General features: G+C 65.8%; 13 protein-coding genes. 2 read left to right on the top strand and 11 right to left on the bottom strand.

From position 1 onward, the window contains the following. Nucleotides 1–13: 13 nt before the first annotated feature. The 9 genes from HUK82_RS05645 to HUK82_RS05605 all read right to left on the bottom strand — a co-directional run bounded on the left by HUK82_RS05645 (nt 14) and on the right by HUK82_RS05605 (nt 11,187). Entirely contained in the window at nt 14–1,255 is a 1,242-nt protein-coding gene (locus HUK82_RS05645; protein ID WP_176613023.1) for a c-type cytochrome, read from the bottom strand. Next, nucleotides 1,252–3,411, bottom strand: coding sequence for a xanthine dehydrogenase family protein molybdopterin-binding subunit (locus HUK82_RS05640; RefSeq protein ID WP_176613022.1), 2,160 nt, complete (start codon nt 3,409–3,411; stop codon nt 1,252–1,254). The genes HUK82_RS05645 and HUK82_RS05640 overlap by 4 nt, the downstream gene beginning before the upstream one ends. Nucleotides 3,412–3,415: 4 nt before the next feature. Beyond that, nucleotides 3,416–3,868: a (2Fe-2S)-binding protein gene (locus HUK82_RS05635; protein WP_176613021.1), complete on the bottom strand. Its 453-nt coding sequence runs from the start codon at nt 3,866–3,868 to the stop codon at nt 3,416–3,418. Nucleotides 3,869–3,969: 101 nt separating this feature from the next. Beyond that, a complete protein-coding gene (locus HUK82_RS05630; RefSeq protein WP_176613020.1) occupies nt 3,970–6,588 on the bottom strand; it encodes a cation:proton antiporter in 2,619 nt (872 codons plus the stop codon). A gap of 110 nt (nt 6,589–6,698) precedes the next feature. Further along, nucleotides 6,699–7,310: a thiamine phosphate synthase gene (locus tag HUK82_RS05625; protein ID WP_176613019.1), complete on the bottom strand. Its 612-nt coding sequence runs from the start codon at nt 7,308–7,310 to the stop codon at nt 6,699–6,701. Continuing rightward, entirely contained in the window at nt 7,307–8,077 is a 771-nt protein-coding gene (locus tag HUK82_RS05620; RefSeq protein WP_176613018.1) for a thiazole synthase, read from the bottom strand. Before HUK82_RS05620 ends, HUK82_RS05625 begins: the two co-directional genes overlap by 4 nt. Before the next feature lie 3 nt (nt 8,078–8,080). Further along, on the bottom strand, nt 8,081–8,278 hold the full coding sequence (gene thiS, locus HUK82_RS05615; RefSeq protein ID WP_176613017.1) for a sulfur carrier protein ThiS: 198 nt from the start codon (nt 8,276–8,278) through the stop codon (nt 8,081–8,083). Between the two features lie 92 nt (nt 8,279–8,370). After that, nucleotides 8,371–9,342: a glycine oxidase ThiO gene (thiO, locus tag HUK82_RS05610; RefSeq protein WP_176613016.1), complete on the bottom strand. Its 972-nt coding sequence runs from the start codon at nt 9,340–9,342 to the stop codon at nt 8,371–8,373. Between the two features lie 165 nt (nt 9,343–9,507). Next, nucleotides 9,508–11,187 carry an alpha-keto acid decarboxylase family protein gene (locus HUK82_RS05605; RefSeq protein ID WP_176613015.1) on the bottom strand — a complete coding sequence of 560 codons (1,680 nt, stop codon included), beginning with the start codon at nt 11,185–11,187 and terminating at the stop codon, nt 9,508–9,510. Nucleotides 11,188–11,317: 130 nt separating this feature from the next. On the opposite strand from HUK82_RS05605, the gene HUK82_RS05600 reads away from it, so the two are divergent. After that, nucleotides 11,318–12,223 (top strand): LysR family transcriptional regulator, encoded by a 906-nt coding sequence (locus HUK82_RS05600; protein ID WP_176613014.1) that lies wholly within the window; start codon nt 11,318–11,320, stop codon nt 12,221–12,223. On the opposite strand, the gene glmS is transcribed toward HUK82_RS05600, so the two are convergent. Next, nucleotides 12,210–14,036: a glutamine--fructose-6-phosphate transaminase (isomerizing) gene (gene glmS / locus HUK82_RS05595; protein ID WP_176613013.1), complete on the bottom strand. Its 1,827-nt coding sequence runs from the start codon at nt 14,034–14,036 to the stop codon at nt 12,210–12,212. The two genes, HUK82_RS05600 and glmS, sit on opposite strands and share 14 nt — an antisense overlap. After that, nucleotides 14,036–15,400 (bottom strand): bifunctional UDP-N-acetylglucosamine diphosphorylase/glucosamine-1-phosphate N-acetyltransferase GlmU, encoded by a 1,365-nt coding sequence (glmU, locus tag HUK82_RS05590; protein ID WP_176613012.1) that lies wholly within the window; start codon nt 15,398–15,400, stop codon nt 14,036–14,038. The genes glmS and glmU overlap by 1 nt, the downstream gene beginning before the upstream one ends. Before the next feature lie 109 nt (nt 15,401–15,509). Between glmU and HUK82_RS05585 the strand changes: the two genes are divergently transcribed. Further along, nucleotides 15,510–15,703, top strand: a 194-nt coding sequence (locus tag HUK82_RS05585; protein ID WP_176613011.1) for an HAD hydrolase-like protein, incomplete at its 3' end; no start/stop codon positions are given.

Below are 15,703 nucleotides of genomic sequence, written 5' to 3'. Positions count from 1 at the left end.
CTCTCTCTTGTTCTCAGTCGCCGTTCGCCAGGGCAGCCTGAACGGCTTGCGGTGTCACCGTGCCCGCACGATTGCCGAAATGGCCGATGACATAATTGGCGATATCGGCAATGTCGCGATCAGAATACTCGTCACCGACCTGCGGCATCGCGATCCGGCCCATGCTCGTCTCAAGTGCGCTGCCGTGGAGAATGACCTGCACCAGGTTACGCCCGCCCGGCAGGCCCACGGTCCGCGCGCCCCACAGCGTGGCGTACGGTACCTGCCGACCGGTGCCATCGGTCAGGTGACACCCGGCGCATGCCCCGGCAAACAGCCGCGCCCCGTTGCCTTCCGTCGGAGTGCCGATCCTGGCGAGCCTCTCGGGAGAGACACGATCGGTGATCACGTTCGTGCGCTGTTGCGGCAGCGTGCGCAGATACGTGATCATCGCGTGAACGTCCTCGTCGGTCATGTAGCGGACGCCATGGCTGATGACATCGGCCATTGGGCCGGATGCGGTGCCATGCCCGTCGGCGTGACCGGTGTGCAGATAGGCGAACAGGGACTCGTCGCTCCATCCCCCGATACCGCTCTCGGGATCGGACGAGATGTTGTAGGCGTCCCATTCTTCGGCCTGGCCCCCGGCATAGGGTTGGCTGGACGACTTCGCATAAAGCATGTTGCGCGGCGTATGGCATTCCGCACAGTGGCCCGGGCCCTCCACCAGCCATCGCCCCTGATTCCAGGCGGCCGATCGCGACGGGTCGTCACGCCGGCCGGCCGACGGCCGATACAGCAGGTTCCAGCCGATCATCGCCGCGCGAATGTTGTAGGGGAACCCGACATCGTTGGCCGGGATCGTCGCCGTGACGGGGCGGAGCGTTTTTAGCCACGCGAAAATCGCCGCCGTATCGTCGGCCGACAGATACGCATACGACGTGTAGGGCATGACCGGATACAGGTGCTTCCACCCACGCCCCACGCCGCGCCGCACGGCACGCGCGAACTGCGCATCGGTATAGTCGCCCACGCCGGTCGCCCGATCCGGCGTGAGATTGGTCGAATAGATCGTCCCGATACCGGGCAGCTTGAAGGGGCGGCCGCCGGCAAACGGCGTGCCACCGGGCGCGGTATGACAGACCTCGCAGTCGGACGCGCGTGCCAGATACTCCCCGCGGGCGATCTGCGACGACGTGTCCGCGCCGTGCGCCTTCGCGACGAGCAACGACAGAACGAACAGCGTCGACGCCAGCCGAGCGAACCAGCCCCTCATACGTCGAGCTCCTGCTTGCCGAGCAGCGGTAGGCGGCGATAGCGTCGGCCGGTTGCCGCCGCCAGCGCGTTGGCCAGAGCGGGTGCCGCGGCCGCCGTGCCCGTTTCACCAATGCCCCCAGGATCCGCGTCGCTTTCGACCAGATGCACTTCAATCACAGGTGCCTCGTTCATGCGAAGCACGCGATAGCGATTGAAATTACGTTGCTGCACACGACCATGATCCAGCGTGATCTCATTGAACAAGGCGGCGCCGATGCCGAACATCAAGCCGCCCTCGATTTGCGAGCGCACCTGATCGGGGTTGACCAGACGTCCGCAATCGACCGCCACGACCGCTCGAAGAACGCGCACCGATCCATCGTCGTCCACCTTCACGTCCATGATCGTCGCAAGATACGATCCGAACAGGAACTGCACCGCCACGCCACGCCCCGACCCCTTGGGCATCGGTTGCGACCAGTTCGCCTTGTCGGAGGCCAGGTCAAGCACGCCGATCGCACGCGCATCGTTTTTCAGATGATGGCGTCGGAACTCGATCGGGTCGCGCCCCGCCACGGCAGCCAGCTCGTCGATGAAACTCTCCATGACGAACAGGCCGCGGGTGCCGCCAACGCCCCGCCACCACGCCGTCACCACGCCGGGTGTCTCACGCCGCACGAAATCAAGATAGGAGGCACGGAAATCGTAGGGCACATCGGCGGCGGCGGCCAGAAGATCGCCGTCCATGCCGTTCGGCATCAGCCCCTCCGGCGCCCAGCGCGCGACAACGGCGGGCCCGACAATGCGGTGTGTTACGCCCACGATATTACCGTGCGAGGACAGGCCCGCCGCAATCTGGTCGACATAGGCGGGACGAAAGCGATCAAGGGTGATGTCCTCTTCCCGGCTCCAGACGATCTTGAGCGGATAGGGCACCTGCCGCGCGAACTGCACGGCCTGTTCGACATATTCATGCTCCAGCCGCCGTCCGAAACCCCCGCCGATATACATGTTGTGCAGGTGGACCTGATCGGCGGCCAGTCCCGTGATCCGCGCGGCGGAATCACGGGCACGAAGCGGCACCTGCGTTCCGACCCAGATGTCGCAGCGATCGGGCGTTACATGGACGGTGCAGTTGACGGGTTCCATCGTCGCATGTGCCAGCAGGGGCTGCTGATACGTGGCGGCATACTGGCGATGGGCACCGGCCACAGCGGCGTGGGCGTCCCCTTTCTCCTGCGCGACGATCCCGCGTTCCGGCTGCGCGGCCCCGTCATGCAACTGCCGATACACCAGCGCGGTATCGACGTGCGCATTCTCGCCCGCGTTCCACTCCGGGGCGGCGGCCTTCAGGCCCATTTGCGCGGCCCATGTCGTGGACCCGACGACGCAGACGGCGTTTGGCAGGCGGAGTATGTCCACGACACCGGAAACCGCCCGCGCCGCGCCTTCATTTACATGCACCAGGGTCCCGCCCATGACCGGACATGCGGCAACGGTTGCGAACTTCATTCCGTCGACCCGCGCATCGATACCGAACTGCGCGGTCGCATGGACCTTCGCCGGGCTGTCGAGGCGATGGTGGGAGCGGCCGATCAGGCGGAACGCCGAGGGGGGGCGCAGGGAGACGTCCGGTGGCACCGGCAATCGCCCGGCCTCCGCCGCGACCTCGCCATAGCCCACCGCGCGACCCGACGCGTCGTGGTGAATGACCCCGGCCTCCGTCCGGCAGGCGGCCGGATCGACCCCCCAACGCGTCGCGGCCGCCTGTACCAGCAGCACGCGCGCCGTCGCGGCGGCCTTGCGCAGCAGCACCCACTCGCCCATCGTCGACGTTGACCCGCCGGTCGCTTGGGTGCCCATGTCCTTGTCGACGTAGGCCACGTCGGGGGGCGCGGCCTCCAGCTGAACGGTCTCGGGGTCGAGGTCGAGTTCCTCGGCCATCAGCAGGGTCGCGCCGGTGTAGATCCCCTGCCCCATCTCGACATTGCGCATGATGAACGTCACGACACCGCGCTCGTCGATCCGGATAAACGCGTTCGGGCTGAAGGGCGTCGTGACGTCCTCAACGATCGTGCCGGTCGCCCGGGCGCGCCTGGGCGGCATCTGCACAGCCAGCACAAGGCCGCCCAGGCCACCGAGCAACGTGCGGCGCGAAACGCTCATGTGTCCCATCCGCTCAGGCCCCGGCCGCGCTGCGGATCGCGGCGCGAATACGCTGATACGTACCGCAGCGACAGATATTGCCGGACATGGCCATATCGATGTCGCTGTCTTCGGGATGCGGGTTGGTTTTCAGAAGAGCCACGGCCGACATGATCTGTCCGGGCTGGCAATAGCCACACTGCACGACGTCCAGATCGATCCAGGCCTTCTGCACCGCCTGCCCCAGAGCGTCGCTGCCGATCCCCTCGATCGTCGTGACGGGATGCGTACCGATCGCCGCCACCGGCAGACTGCACGACCGCACCGGCTGGCCGTCGAGATGCACCGTGCACACGCCACACTGTGCGATTCCGCAGCCGAACTTCGTTCCGGTCATTCCGAGAACGTCACGAAGAACCCACAGCAGAGGAGTGTCCCCCGGAACGTCCACTGAGTGGACGTCGCCGTTGATCTGGATATCATACATGACGGTCCCCGCTCTTTCATTCGACCCGATTCAGTCAAGCCTAGACGATCGGGATACCTTTCGACATAGCCGCAATGTCGTTTTGTCAGTCCGTCGCGGGATCAGTGGTCGGCCCATGTCGTCGGTCCGCCCCGGGGAATGTCCCCCGCCGCGAGGGTCACGCCCTCCTCGGCCGCGATCATTCCCGGCTGGCCGCCATGCGCGGGTACGACGGGCACCTTGCTGCCCTCGGCGTCCTCGACACGCTGCTCGCGCTCGTGGGCCAGGCGCTCGATACGGGCGCGCACTTCGGGGTAGTCCTGAACGAGGCGGCGCAAGGTGGAGGCACGCATGGTCAGAAAATGCCCGAACTGGATCGACCGCATCGCCGCCGACGCCGGACGCTCGTCAAGGGCTTCTTCTCCCCCGATGACGTCACCTGCGCCAAAGCGCACATCGTGCTCGGCAATGTGCATCTCGGCCAGACCGGCGATCACGAAATACACCGTCTTTACGGTTTGCCCGCGACGATAGAGCCGCTCTCCCGGCGAACTGAAGTGGATAGACATCTGCATCGAGAGATCATGAATCACCGCCGGCGGCAGTTCGCCCAGCACCGTGAACTCCCGCACACGGTCTTCGATCCCGCTCTTGAGGTTAAAGCGCAGCCGCGTGTCCAGTCGCCGCCGCCGTGTTTCCACATCGCGATACAATTCGCGATGCAATTCGTCGCTGATCAGCGAATCCGACAGAAGAGAGTCGTATTCCTCCCCCTCCAGACGCAACGCGATCTGATTGAGCATGCGCCCCTCGAGCGCCTCGGCATAACCGTAGTAATGAAGACGCAAGGTCTCGAGCGCATCGTCAAGCAGCTTGCGCTGGCGTCCCAGAACCTCCGACACGATTTCGGCGATACGGCCGCCCAGCGTGGGTTCCAGGCGCTCATGCATGAAGCGCATCAGGGCCAGCGAGACCTGATGGGCGACCATCAGCATCTCGAACCGCTCCATCATGCAATGCATCAGCGGCTGATCAATGTGGAAACGATGATGGATTTCCTGTGCAATACGGAACCGCACAGAGGGGCGCAGCCGACGGCGCAGCGCACGCACATACCCGAACCGTCCCTCAAGACGCGCGCCATCGACCATGGCCTCGGCCGAGCGCAGCAACGTCTCCATCACCCGCCGCGACAGACCCTGTATTCGGAACAGGTCGAGAAGGATCGCACGTTCCTGATTGGCGATGGTGATCAGCGCCAGGACCACGCGCTGCCGGTCGCCCAGCGCGGTGTCGAAAGTATTGGCCTCGGCCTCCTCTCCCGCGCGGCGGTCGATACGCTCCACGACCGAGCGGGCGGTGGAGTCCGAAAAGCCCAGCTCCGTCGCGACGTCGCCGGTGCGTGTCGCCACGTGGCCCAGACCGCCGGCCAGGACCTGATGCCGCATCGCCTGGTCCATCGGCGTCAGCTGGTCGAGCTTGAAGAACAGCACCAGGTAGCGCAGCGTCGTGCCGTTCACCAGCAGCGTGAACAAGACGAACCCCGTGGCAATGATGCCGATGAAATGCGCGACCGGGGTGGAGACATTCTCGTTCTCCGTCACTGCCAGCGCCAGCGCCAGCGTGATGGCCCCCCGCAAGCCGCCCCAGACCATGGTGACCTTGAATGGGGTCGGCACCGGCGGCGAAATCCGTGTCATGGACAGCAGCGGCAACAGGCCGAACACGACCGCCCCACGGGCCAGCAGCCCGGCGCCGATCGCGATCAGCACCAGCACGCAGTCCCACCGCGTCATGCCCATCAGCAAGCGGGGCACGAGCATCGAGGCCAGCACGAACACCAGCGACCCGGCCCAGAACACCAGCTGCTGCCACAACTCGTTCAGAAAGCGCCATGTCTGGGGCCTGACCGTCGACGGCCCGTATACCGACACGACCAGACCCGCCGCCGCCGTTGCCACAACGCCGGAGAAGCCGAGGAAATCATCGCACAGGATATAGACGATGTAGGGCAGCGCCACCGTCAGCGTGATCTCGGCCGCAGGTGCGCCGCCGAGGGCGGCCATCATCATCAGCGTCAGGCGGCCACAGATACCGCCGACCAGCAGCGCGCCGGCGAACGAGGTGAAGAAATCCAGCACCGCATCGCCCAGCATGATGGGCCGATGCGCGGTAATGGCCGACAGAAGGATGGAGAAGATCGCGATCGCCGCCGCGTCGTTAAGAAGCGCCTCCCCCTCAACCAGCCGCGTCAGGCGCGAGGCGGCCCCGATATCGCGGAAAATGCCGACCACCGCCGAAGGATCGGTCGTCGCGACGATGGAGCCGAGCAGAAGGCACACCACCAGAGGCATGCTGGCGAACGGCATCAGCGCCAGCCCGATCGTGGCGGTGGAGACAACCACTGCGACCACGGCCAGAAGCAGGACCGTCGCCGCCTCATGTGCCAGACGTCGTACGTCGATCGCCAGCGCGCCCTGAAACACCAGAATAGGCAGGAAGATCAGCAGAAACGCTTCACTGTTGATCGGAAAGTCCAGCAGCGTCTCAGCCGCGCCGTTGAAATAATCGATCGACGAACTGCGCAGCGCCAGATCGGCGACACCGCCGATCGTCACGCCGACAATGGCGAGCAGAACCGTTTCGGAAAGCTCAAGACGATTGGCCAGCGGCTGGATCGCGCTCACCACGACCAGCAACAGCGCGATCGCCAGAAGAATTTCCGCCAGTCCCGTGACCATCCGCCGCTACTCTCCCCTTAGCTGTGACTCATCCGCAGAGGAGCATACGCCAGAACTATGAATGGAACATGGCGCGAACGCCGTAAAAACCTGACCCGATGCAATATTTGTCACATGTGTCCGGTGGTGGCGGCCAGCCATGCGCGTATCTGGCCCTCGGGGTCGGGATGCAGGATGAAATCGGACACCGCCGCGACACTGTCGGCCCCGGCGCTGATGCACGACGGAGCGCGCTCCAGCGTCACGCCCCCGATAGCCACCAGCGGCGTCTCGCCGATCAATCCCCGCCATTCGCGCAGTCGCTCCACCCCCTGCGGGGCCCATGGCATCTGCTTGAGTTTTGTGGGCCATACGGGCCCCAGCGCAACATAATCGGGCGCGAGCGCAAGCGCGCGGTTCAGTTCGTCATGTGAATGCGTGCTGACACCCAGCCGGATCCCGGCACCCCGGATCGCGGTTACGTCGGCCTCATCCAGATCTTCCTGCCCGAGATGAACATAGTCGATGCCGAGGTCGATCGCCTCACGCCAGAAATCATTCAGGACCAGTGTGATACCGAACGTTTTTGAGACGTCGCGTGCCGTGGCGATCTCGGCCCGCAATGCGTCGCCGGTCAGGGATTTCACCCGAAGCTGGATGAAGCGCGCTCCCGCGGCGCCGAGGCGTTCGACCCAAGCCGCCGAATCAACGACCGGATAGATGGTTTGTGGCAGGGCGCTCATGCGAAGCGCGCCAGACCGAGAACCGGCGTCGAGGGCGCGGCCATGTCGCGCTCGTCCATTGGATCGGCCTCCCGCGCGGCAAGACCGGACTCGACCGCCAGCCGGAAGGCCCGCGCCATGCCGACCGGATCGCCCGCCTGCGCCACGGCCGTGTTGATCAGCACCGCGTCGTACCCCAGTTCCATCGCCTGCGTGGCATGGGACGGGCGCCCGATGCCGGCATCGACGACCAGAGGCACATCGGGAAAATGCGCCCGCATCGCCCGTAGCCCGAACACGTTGTTCAGCCCCTTGCCCGAGCCGATGGGCGCGCCCCACGGCATCAGAACCTCGCACCCGGCGCGCAGCAGGCGTTCGGCCACCACCAGATCCTCGGTCGTATAGGGGAACACCTTGAACCCGTCCTCGGTCAGGATGCGCGCCGCCTCGACCAGACCGAACACGTCGGGCTGAAGCGTGTCCTGTTCGCCGATGACCTCGAGCTTGATCCAGTCAGTGTTGAACACCTCGCGCGCCATCTGCGCCGTCGTCACCGCCTCGCGCGGGGTGTGACAGCCCGCCGTATTGGGAAGAACCGGCACCCCGAGGTCGCTGATCAGCGACCAGAAGGCCTGCCCTGCCCGCTCGCCGGCCGATTCACGGCGCAGCGACACCGTCACGACGCCCGCCTGCGCGGCGCGCACGGCCCCGGCCAGAATGTCGGGAGAAGGATATTGCGCCGTGCCGAGCATCAGGCGCGACGACAGCTCCGTGCCATAGAACGTCATCGATCAGCCTCCCTGCATGGGGGCCAGGATTTCAAGCCGGGCACCATCGGTCACGGACGCCGTCGCCCGACGCGACACGGGGACGAACAGTCCGTCCAGCGCCGTCGCAACGCGCGCCGCACCGTAGCCGAGTTCATCGAGCACCACCGAAAGGGTATCCCCCGTCACGTCGCGGGGTTCGTCGTTGACCGTGATCCGCATGGCCTCCTCCGGCTCGTTCTTGTCTTTGCCGTGTCTGATGACCGACCTCACAGAGCTAGGCGCGCCTCCGCCCCAAGGCAAGCGGGGGCGCCCTAACCACCGAACACAAGTTCGGCGACCGTGCGTGCACGGGCCGGAGACAGCAGAAAACCGTGACGATACATGCCATTGACCATGATCGTCCGACCGTCCTGCCGCACGCGCGGCACATTATCGCGAAACGAGGGACGAAGCCCAACGCCCGTTTCCAGTATCTCCGCATCCGCGAATGCCGGGTGAAGAACATACGCCGCGTTCAGAAGATCCGTCATCGACCGCAGCGTCATGCCGCCCGCGTTCTCGCTTTCCACCATCGTGGCGCCGACCATGAACACGTGATCGGCGCGCGGCACGATGTAGATCGGGATGCGCGGATGCAGCATGCGCACCGGACGGTGCAGAATGACGTCCGGGCACCGCAGCAGAAGCATCTCGCCCCGCACACCACGCAATTCCGTCAGGTGCGACCGGGCGGCGAGCCCGGTGCAATCGATCGTCCAATCCACGCCGGACGCGCGTTCGGCCTCGGCCCGGGGAACGCCGGTCAATACCGATCCACCCCGGGCCTCGATCCCGGCGCGCAGGGTCCGCAGCGCCTCGCGCGGGTCGACATGGCCTTCACGCGGGAAAAACAGGGCCTTCGAAAAGCGGCCGAGCAGATCGGGCTCAAGCGTGCCGATCGCCTCCTCCGCGAGGGTCTCGAAAGCCTGGGTCCGTCGACCGAACCGCGATATATCGCCTACATCGCGTGGGGGCGCGACCACCAAACTGCCGTTCCTCTGCACCGAAGGCACGTGCGCTGCCCACCAATCGACCGAACCCAGCGAGTCGGCGGTCACTTCGTCGGGCGCCGATTCGGCCTCGCACCAGGGCGCGAGCATGCCGCCCGCTTTCCACGACGCGCCCGATCCGATGTCCGGCCCTGTTTCCAGAACGGTGACCCGCGCGCCGCGATCAGCCAGTTCCGTCGCGGTCACCAGACCCGCAACACCGGCGCCCCTCACCACGATATCCAGTTGCGTCATGGGTGCTCTCCGTCGTTCCGGTCGTCGCGGCGCTCGTTCGAATGCCGCACGGCCCGGGGACGAAAATAACACGCGGCCGTCACGCCCCCCAAACCCGGGGTCTCCGGCCGCTGTGCCGGAACGGTGCATCTCCGCACGAGATTGGTGCGAGAACCGTTGCGCCGTTCAGTGCGTCGACGGCTTGCGGGCATTGGCGCGCGCGACCTGCTTGCCCCACTTCACCAGTTCCTCGGTGCAGTCGTCGCGGTCAAGCCGACACTCGATCAAGGTCGGCCCATGCGTGTTCGCTACCGCACGCTCGATCGCGGCGGACAGTTCTCCCCCGGTCGTGGCACGCAGGCCCAGCCCATGGCCCTCGCCCGCGTTGAACACCTCCATCAGCCCGGCATAGTCCCAGTTCTTGACGTTGTTGTAGGGGCCGTCATGAATCATGACCTCGATCGTGTAGCCGAGATTATTGATCAGGAAGATGATCACCGGCACGTCGTTACGGATCATCTGCGCGACTTCCTGCGCCGTCAGCTGGAACGATCCGTCGCCCACCATCAGCACGGTGCGCCTCTCCGGGGCCGCCAGTGCCGCACCGAAGGCGGCGGGCACCGACCAGCCGATATGCCCCCACTGCATTTCCAGTTCGACACGCGCGCCCGTCGGCAGGCCCATGCGGACCGCGTTGAACCAGGAATCGCCCGTCTCGGCCAGAACGGTGGTGTTCCCCGTGACAAGACCGCCGATCTGGCGCGCCATCTCGGCGTTGGTCAGCTTCGTCTCGGGCGCCTGCGCGGCGACTTCAGGCACCACATACTGCTGTGTACGACGGGCGGAAGCATCCCGGCGCACCGCCCGCGCGGCAAAGGTTTCGAGGAAATCGGCCGCGTCCAGCCCGGCGAAGGCGACGCCGTCAATGGTCACGGCGTGGGCCTCGACCAGAAGAACGTTGTCGCCCTTAGGCCACGCCGTCCAGCCGACCGTCGCGTAATCGTTGAAGATCGGCCCGACGCAGATCACGCCCTGCGCGTCGTCGATCATCGACTGCACGCCCGGGCTGCTGACTTCGCCCCAATACAGACCCCGGTAGCCGGGATGCGTTTCGGGGAAGAAGCTCTTGGCCGCCGCCATCGTGGCCACCGCACAGCCCAGAGCGTCCGCCAGCCCGACCGTGGCGGCCTGTGCGCCCAGCGCACGCACCTTGCTGCCGACCAGCAGGGCGACATCCTCCCGCGCCTCAAGGAACGCAAGGCCAGCGTCCACAGCGGCGTCGAGGCTGGCACGGTCGGGTGCCGGCCCCGCCAGCAGCGCGTCGATACCGCCCGGACGGACGCATTCGGCGTCGGCGATGTTGCACGCGATTTCCAGATAAGCCGGCTTTTTCTCGCGCAGCGCCGTCCGAATGACGTGGTCGATCTTCGCCGGTGCCTCCTCGGCGCTGAGAATGCTCTCGGCGGCGCAGGTGAGGTGCTTGGCGATTTCGCGCTGGTAGCCATAATCGCTGGTCCCCAGCGTATGGTGCAGGATGCGTCCCGTGCCGTGATCGCCGGTATTCGGCGCGCCTGAGATCAGGATGACCGGCAGGTTTTCAGCGAAGGCACCCCCGATGGCATTGAACGCGGACAGCGCACCCACGCTGAACGTGACGACGGCCGCCGCCGCGCCATTGGCACGCGCATAGCCCTCGGCGCTGAAGCCGCAGTTCAGTTCGTTCGAGCAGTAGATCTGCTCCATGTCCTTGTTCAGCAGCAACTGGTCCAGCAGGACGAGGTTATAGTCGCCCGCCACGGCGAAATGGTGCTTGAGCCCGATCTGCGCCAGTCGCTCCGCGAGATACATACCGATCGTGTAGGTCATGGTCCGTTCGTTCCCTGTCATGGTGGACGCGCGCCGTCGCGCTCAGGTGATGACGAATCATGCGCCGTTCGGTGCCACACGTCTAATATATGGTTTATCTGTCAACCATATCGACTGAGTATGGATTGCCATGGAACTTCGTCACCTGCGTTACTTCGTCGCCGTGGCCGACCATGGCGGCTTCACGCGCGCCGCCGCCGCCCTGCATATGGAACAGCCGCCTTTAAGCCAGCAGATCCGTCTTCTGGAGCGCGAATTGGGTGTCGTTCTGTTTGAACGGCTCAGCCGTGGTGCGCGCCTGACCGAGGCCGGAGAGGGATTGATCGACGCGGCGCGGGCCATGCTGCGACAGGATGAGGCATTCCACGAACGTGCCACCGGACTGGCCCGGGGCGAGCACGGACGGCTGCGCGTCGGACTGGCCGGCGCGGTCTCGCTTCTGCCCTTGGTACCTCAGGCGGTGCGCCTGTTCCGGGAAGCGTGGCCCGGCGTCGTGATCACACTGGAGGAAAGCAACACGCCCGCCCTGTCGGACGCACTGCGCGAACACCGGATCGACATTGCGATCATCCGGCCGCCTCTCACCGACCCGACGCTGCAGGTCACACCATTACTGGACGAGCCCACGGTTCTCGCCCTGCCGTCCGGACACCCGGCATCGAATGACGGGGCTGTCGATCTCGCCCGCATCGCCGGCGAACCGTTCATCATTTTCGACCGCCAGCTTGGGCCGGGATTTTTCGACGCGCAACTGGCGGCATGTCAGGCCGCCGGGTTCACGCCCAACTTCGGACAGGTGGCGCCCCAGATCGCGTCCGCCATCCCGCTGGTCGCGGCCGGACTGGGCGTCGCGATCGTGCCCGACTGCCTGCGCCAGTTGCACGCCGGAGGCGTAACCTACCACGCCATCAAAGGCCCCGCCCCGACGGCGTCCCTGGCCATCGCCGCCCGACCGGAGACGCGCGGCTTGCCCGTCGTGCGCTTTGGCGAGCTCCTGAAGACGTTAACCCGCGACGAATCCGTCACTCAACAGTGACGGATTTGGCCAGATTGCGGGGCTGATCGACGTCGGTACCCTTCAGAAGCGCGACTTCATAGGCCAGGAACTGCACCGGGATCGTATACAGGATCGGGGCCACGAACGCATCGACGTCCGGCAGCACCACGATTTCTTCGGCCACGCCCTTCAGGCGTCTGGCGCCGGCGGCATCGGTGAAGACCAGCAGTTTTCCGCCGCGCGCCCGTGCTTCCTGCAGGTTCGAGAGAACCTTGTCGAACAGGATGGTCGACGGCGCGATCGCGACGATCGGCACACTGCTGTCGATCAGCGAAATCGGCCCGTGCTTCATCTCACCGGCGGCATAGGCCTCGGCATGGATGTAGGAAATTTCCTTGAGCTTGAGCGCCCCCTCCAGCGCCACCGGAAAGCAGATGCCACGGCCGAGATACAGGACATCGCGTGCTTTCGCGACGATGGCGGCCATCGACCGGATCGCGTCGCCATTGGTGAACACTTCGGCCGCGCGGCTCGGCAGATCGAACAGCGCGCTCATCAGCGCGTCTTCACGCGCTTCGGACAGCGTGCCGCGCGCACGTCCGATCGCCACGGTCAGCGACGCCAGCACCGACAGCTGCGCCGTGAAAGCCTTCGTGCTCGCCACCGAAATTTCCGGCCCCGCGACCATGCCGAGCACCACGTCGCTTTCGCGCCCCATGGTGCTCTGTTCCATGTTCAGGACCGAGACGATGTGCTGCTTGTCCGCCCGCAATGCGCGCATCGCCGCCAGCGTGTCGGCCGTCTCGCCCGATTGAGAAATCAGCAGCGCCATGCCGCCGGGGGTAAGCGGCGGGTTGCGATAGCGCATCTCGCTGGCGACATCGATGTCGACCGGCAGACGCGCCAGTTCCTCCAGCCAGTAGCGCCCGATCATGCCCGCGTAAAAGGCCGAGCCACAGGCCGTCACCACCGCGCGTGGCACGGTGGCCAGATCGAACGGCAGGTCCGGCAGCACCACGCGCCGCGTGGCGGGGTCGATCATGCGCTGCAACGTCTGGCCGATGACGACCGGATGCTCGTGCAGTTCCTTTTCCATGTAGTGCCGGTAGCCGTCTTTTCCGACCGAACCCGCGATCAGCGCCGTCAGACGAATTTCGCGCTCAACCCGCTCGCCGCTCTGGTCGAAGAACGTGGCACCCTCGGGCGTGACGACGACCCAGTCCCCATCATCCAGATACGCGATCCGGCGTGTCAGCGGCGCGAGGGCCAAAGAGTCCGAACCCAGAAACATCTCGGACTCGCCAAAGCCGACTGCCAGCGGGGCACCGTGCCGCGCGCCGATCATCAGCCCCTCATGCCCGGCGAAGATCATCGCGACAGCATAGGCGCCTTCCAGACGTTGCAGCGTGGCAAAGGCAGCGTCCTGCGGCGACATCCCGCGCGCCATGTAATGATCGGCCAGGCGCGCGATCGTCTCGCTGTCCGTATCGGTCACGAACACATGGCCCGCGTCTTCCAGTTCGGCGCGCAGAGCCTCGAAGTTCTCGATAATGCCGTTATGGACGACGGAGACGCGATCCGTGCTGTGCGGATGGGCGTTCGTCTCGTTCGGCGCGCCATGCGTCGCCCAGCGGGTATGGCCGATGCCCGTCGTGCCGCTCAGCGGCCGGGCGTCGAGCACTGCGCCGAGATTGTCCAGCTTGCCGGGCGCGCGACGACGTTCAATGACGCCCTGATCGTCAAGTGTCGCAATACCAGCGGAATCGTATCCGCGATACTCCAGGCGCCGCAGAGCCTCGAAAATCACGGGCGCGGCCGGATGGCTGCCCACAACACCGCAGATGCCGCACATCAGCCCTGTTCCCTCTTTTTCCTGTCCCGGAGCGCATCGCGGAAAAGCGTCGCACGCCCCTCGATATTTGTCTGACGCGCCCGGCCGAATGCCATCGCCCCGGGCGGCACGTCCGCCGTGACCACGCTGCCTGCCGTCACCAGCGCCGCGTCCCCGACCGCGACCGGCGCCACCAGAATGGCGTTCGACCCGACGAACACGTCCTCGCCAATAACGGTGCGGTGCTTGAACACTCCGTCATAATTGCAGGTGATGGTGCCCGCGCCGATGTTGGTTCGCGCGCCGACCTCCGCGTCCCCGACATAGGTCAAGTGATTGGCCTTGGCACCGTGGCCCAGTGTCGCGTTCTTGATCTCGACAAAATTGCCGACATGCGCGTCACGCCCGATGACGGCGCCGGGCCGCAGCCGGGCATAGGGGCCGACCAGCGCGCCCTCGCCGACTACGCAGCCTTCCAGATGGCTGAAGGCCTTGATCTCGGCGAAGGAGTCGACCCGCACGCCCGGTCCGAAGACGACATGCGGATGCACCACCACATCCGGCGCGATGACCGTGTCGGTGCTGAAAAACACTGTGTCCGGCGCGACGAGCGTTACACCCGCCTCCATCGCGTTTGCCCGCAGACGCGCCTGCAACGTCGTTTCGGCCTGCGCAAGCTCGGCGCGCGAGTTGATGCCGCGCAATTCGGCCTCCGGTGCCTCGACCGCGCGCACCGCGGCCCCCTCGGCGCATGCGATCGCCACCACGTCGGTCAGATAGAATTCCCCGGCAGCATTGTCATTGTCCACCCTCGCGAGCCAGCGTCGGAAATCGCCCGCATCGGCGCACAGGACGCCGGCGTTGCACAGCCCGATGGCCCGCTGTGCGTCCGTCGCATCCTTGTACTCGACGATTGCCTGCACCAGCCCGTCCTGCTCGATCACACGCCCGTAACGCGCGGGGTCGGACGGTCGCATGGCCAGCAGCGCAAGCCCCGTCTCCCCGTCCATTCGCCGCTCTCGCAGACGCTGCAACGTCTGTGCCGTAATCAGCGGATTATCGGCATAGAGCACCGCGACATCGCCTTCGCCGAACAGGGCTTCGGCTTGCCGGGCGGCATGCGCGGTGCCCAGACGTTCGGCTTGCACCACCACGGCATGGGGCGCCGCGATGGCGGCAAGCGCGTCCATGTCCGGGCCGACCACGACGACGACCCGGTCAAACACCGCTGTCGCACTTTCGATCAGGTGGGTCAGCATGGGGCGTCCGCCCAGCGGGTGCATCGCTTTGGGAAGACGCGAGCGCATGCGGGTGCCAAGGCCCGCGGCCAGAAGGATTGCGGTTGCCGGACGGGCGATGGACGAAGGGGACGACTGTACGCTCATGATTCCATGCCGGTAGCGGTCACATGCGCGACCTGTCAAACGCCGCAGGGTTGTTCGGCGATCACTTGTGGTTACCATATGCTGCGCTACGAACGGCAAGGAACGCATCATGGCCGCCACCACCGGCACATCCGCACCGCGCGTCGCGGTGTTCGACCTCGACGGCACGCTGCTCGACAGTCTGCCCGATCTTGCTTCGGCCGCCCGTCGCCTGTTGGCGGCCTACGGTCTGGACACGATCGACGACGCCGACGTGCGCGCCATGGTGGGCGACGGCGCGGCCGCCCTGGTCGCGCGCCTGCT

The organism is Ameyamaea chiangmaiensis (genome assembly GCF_013376175.1).
Classification (GTDB): Bacteria; Pseudomonadota; Alphaproteobacteria; order Acetobacterales; family Acetobacteraceae; genus Ameyamaea; species Ameyamaea chiangmaiensis.
Note: the sequence above shows the minus strand (reverse complement) of the source record. Positions and strands in the feature narration are given on the sequence as shown.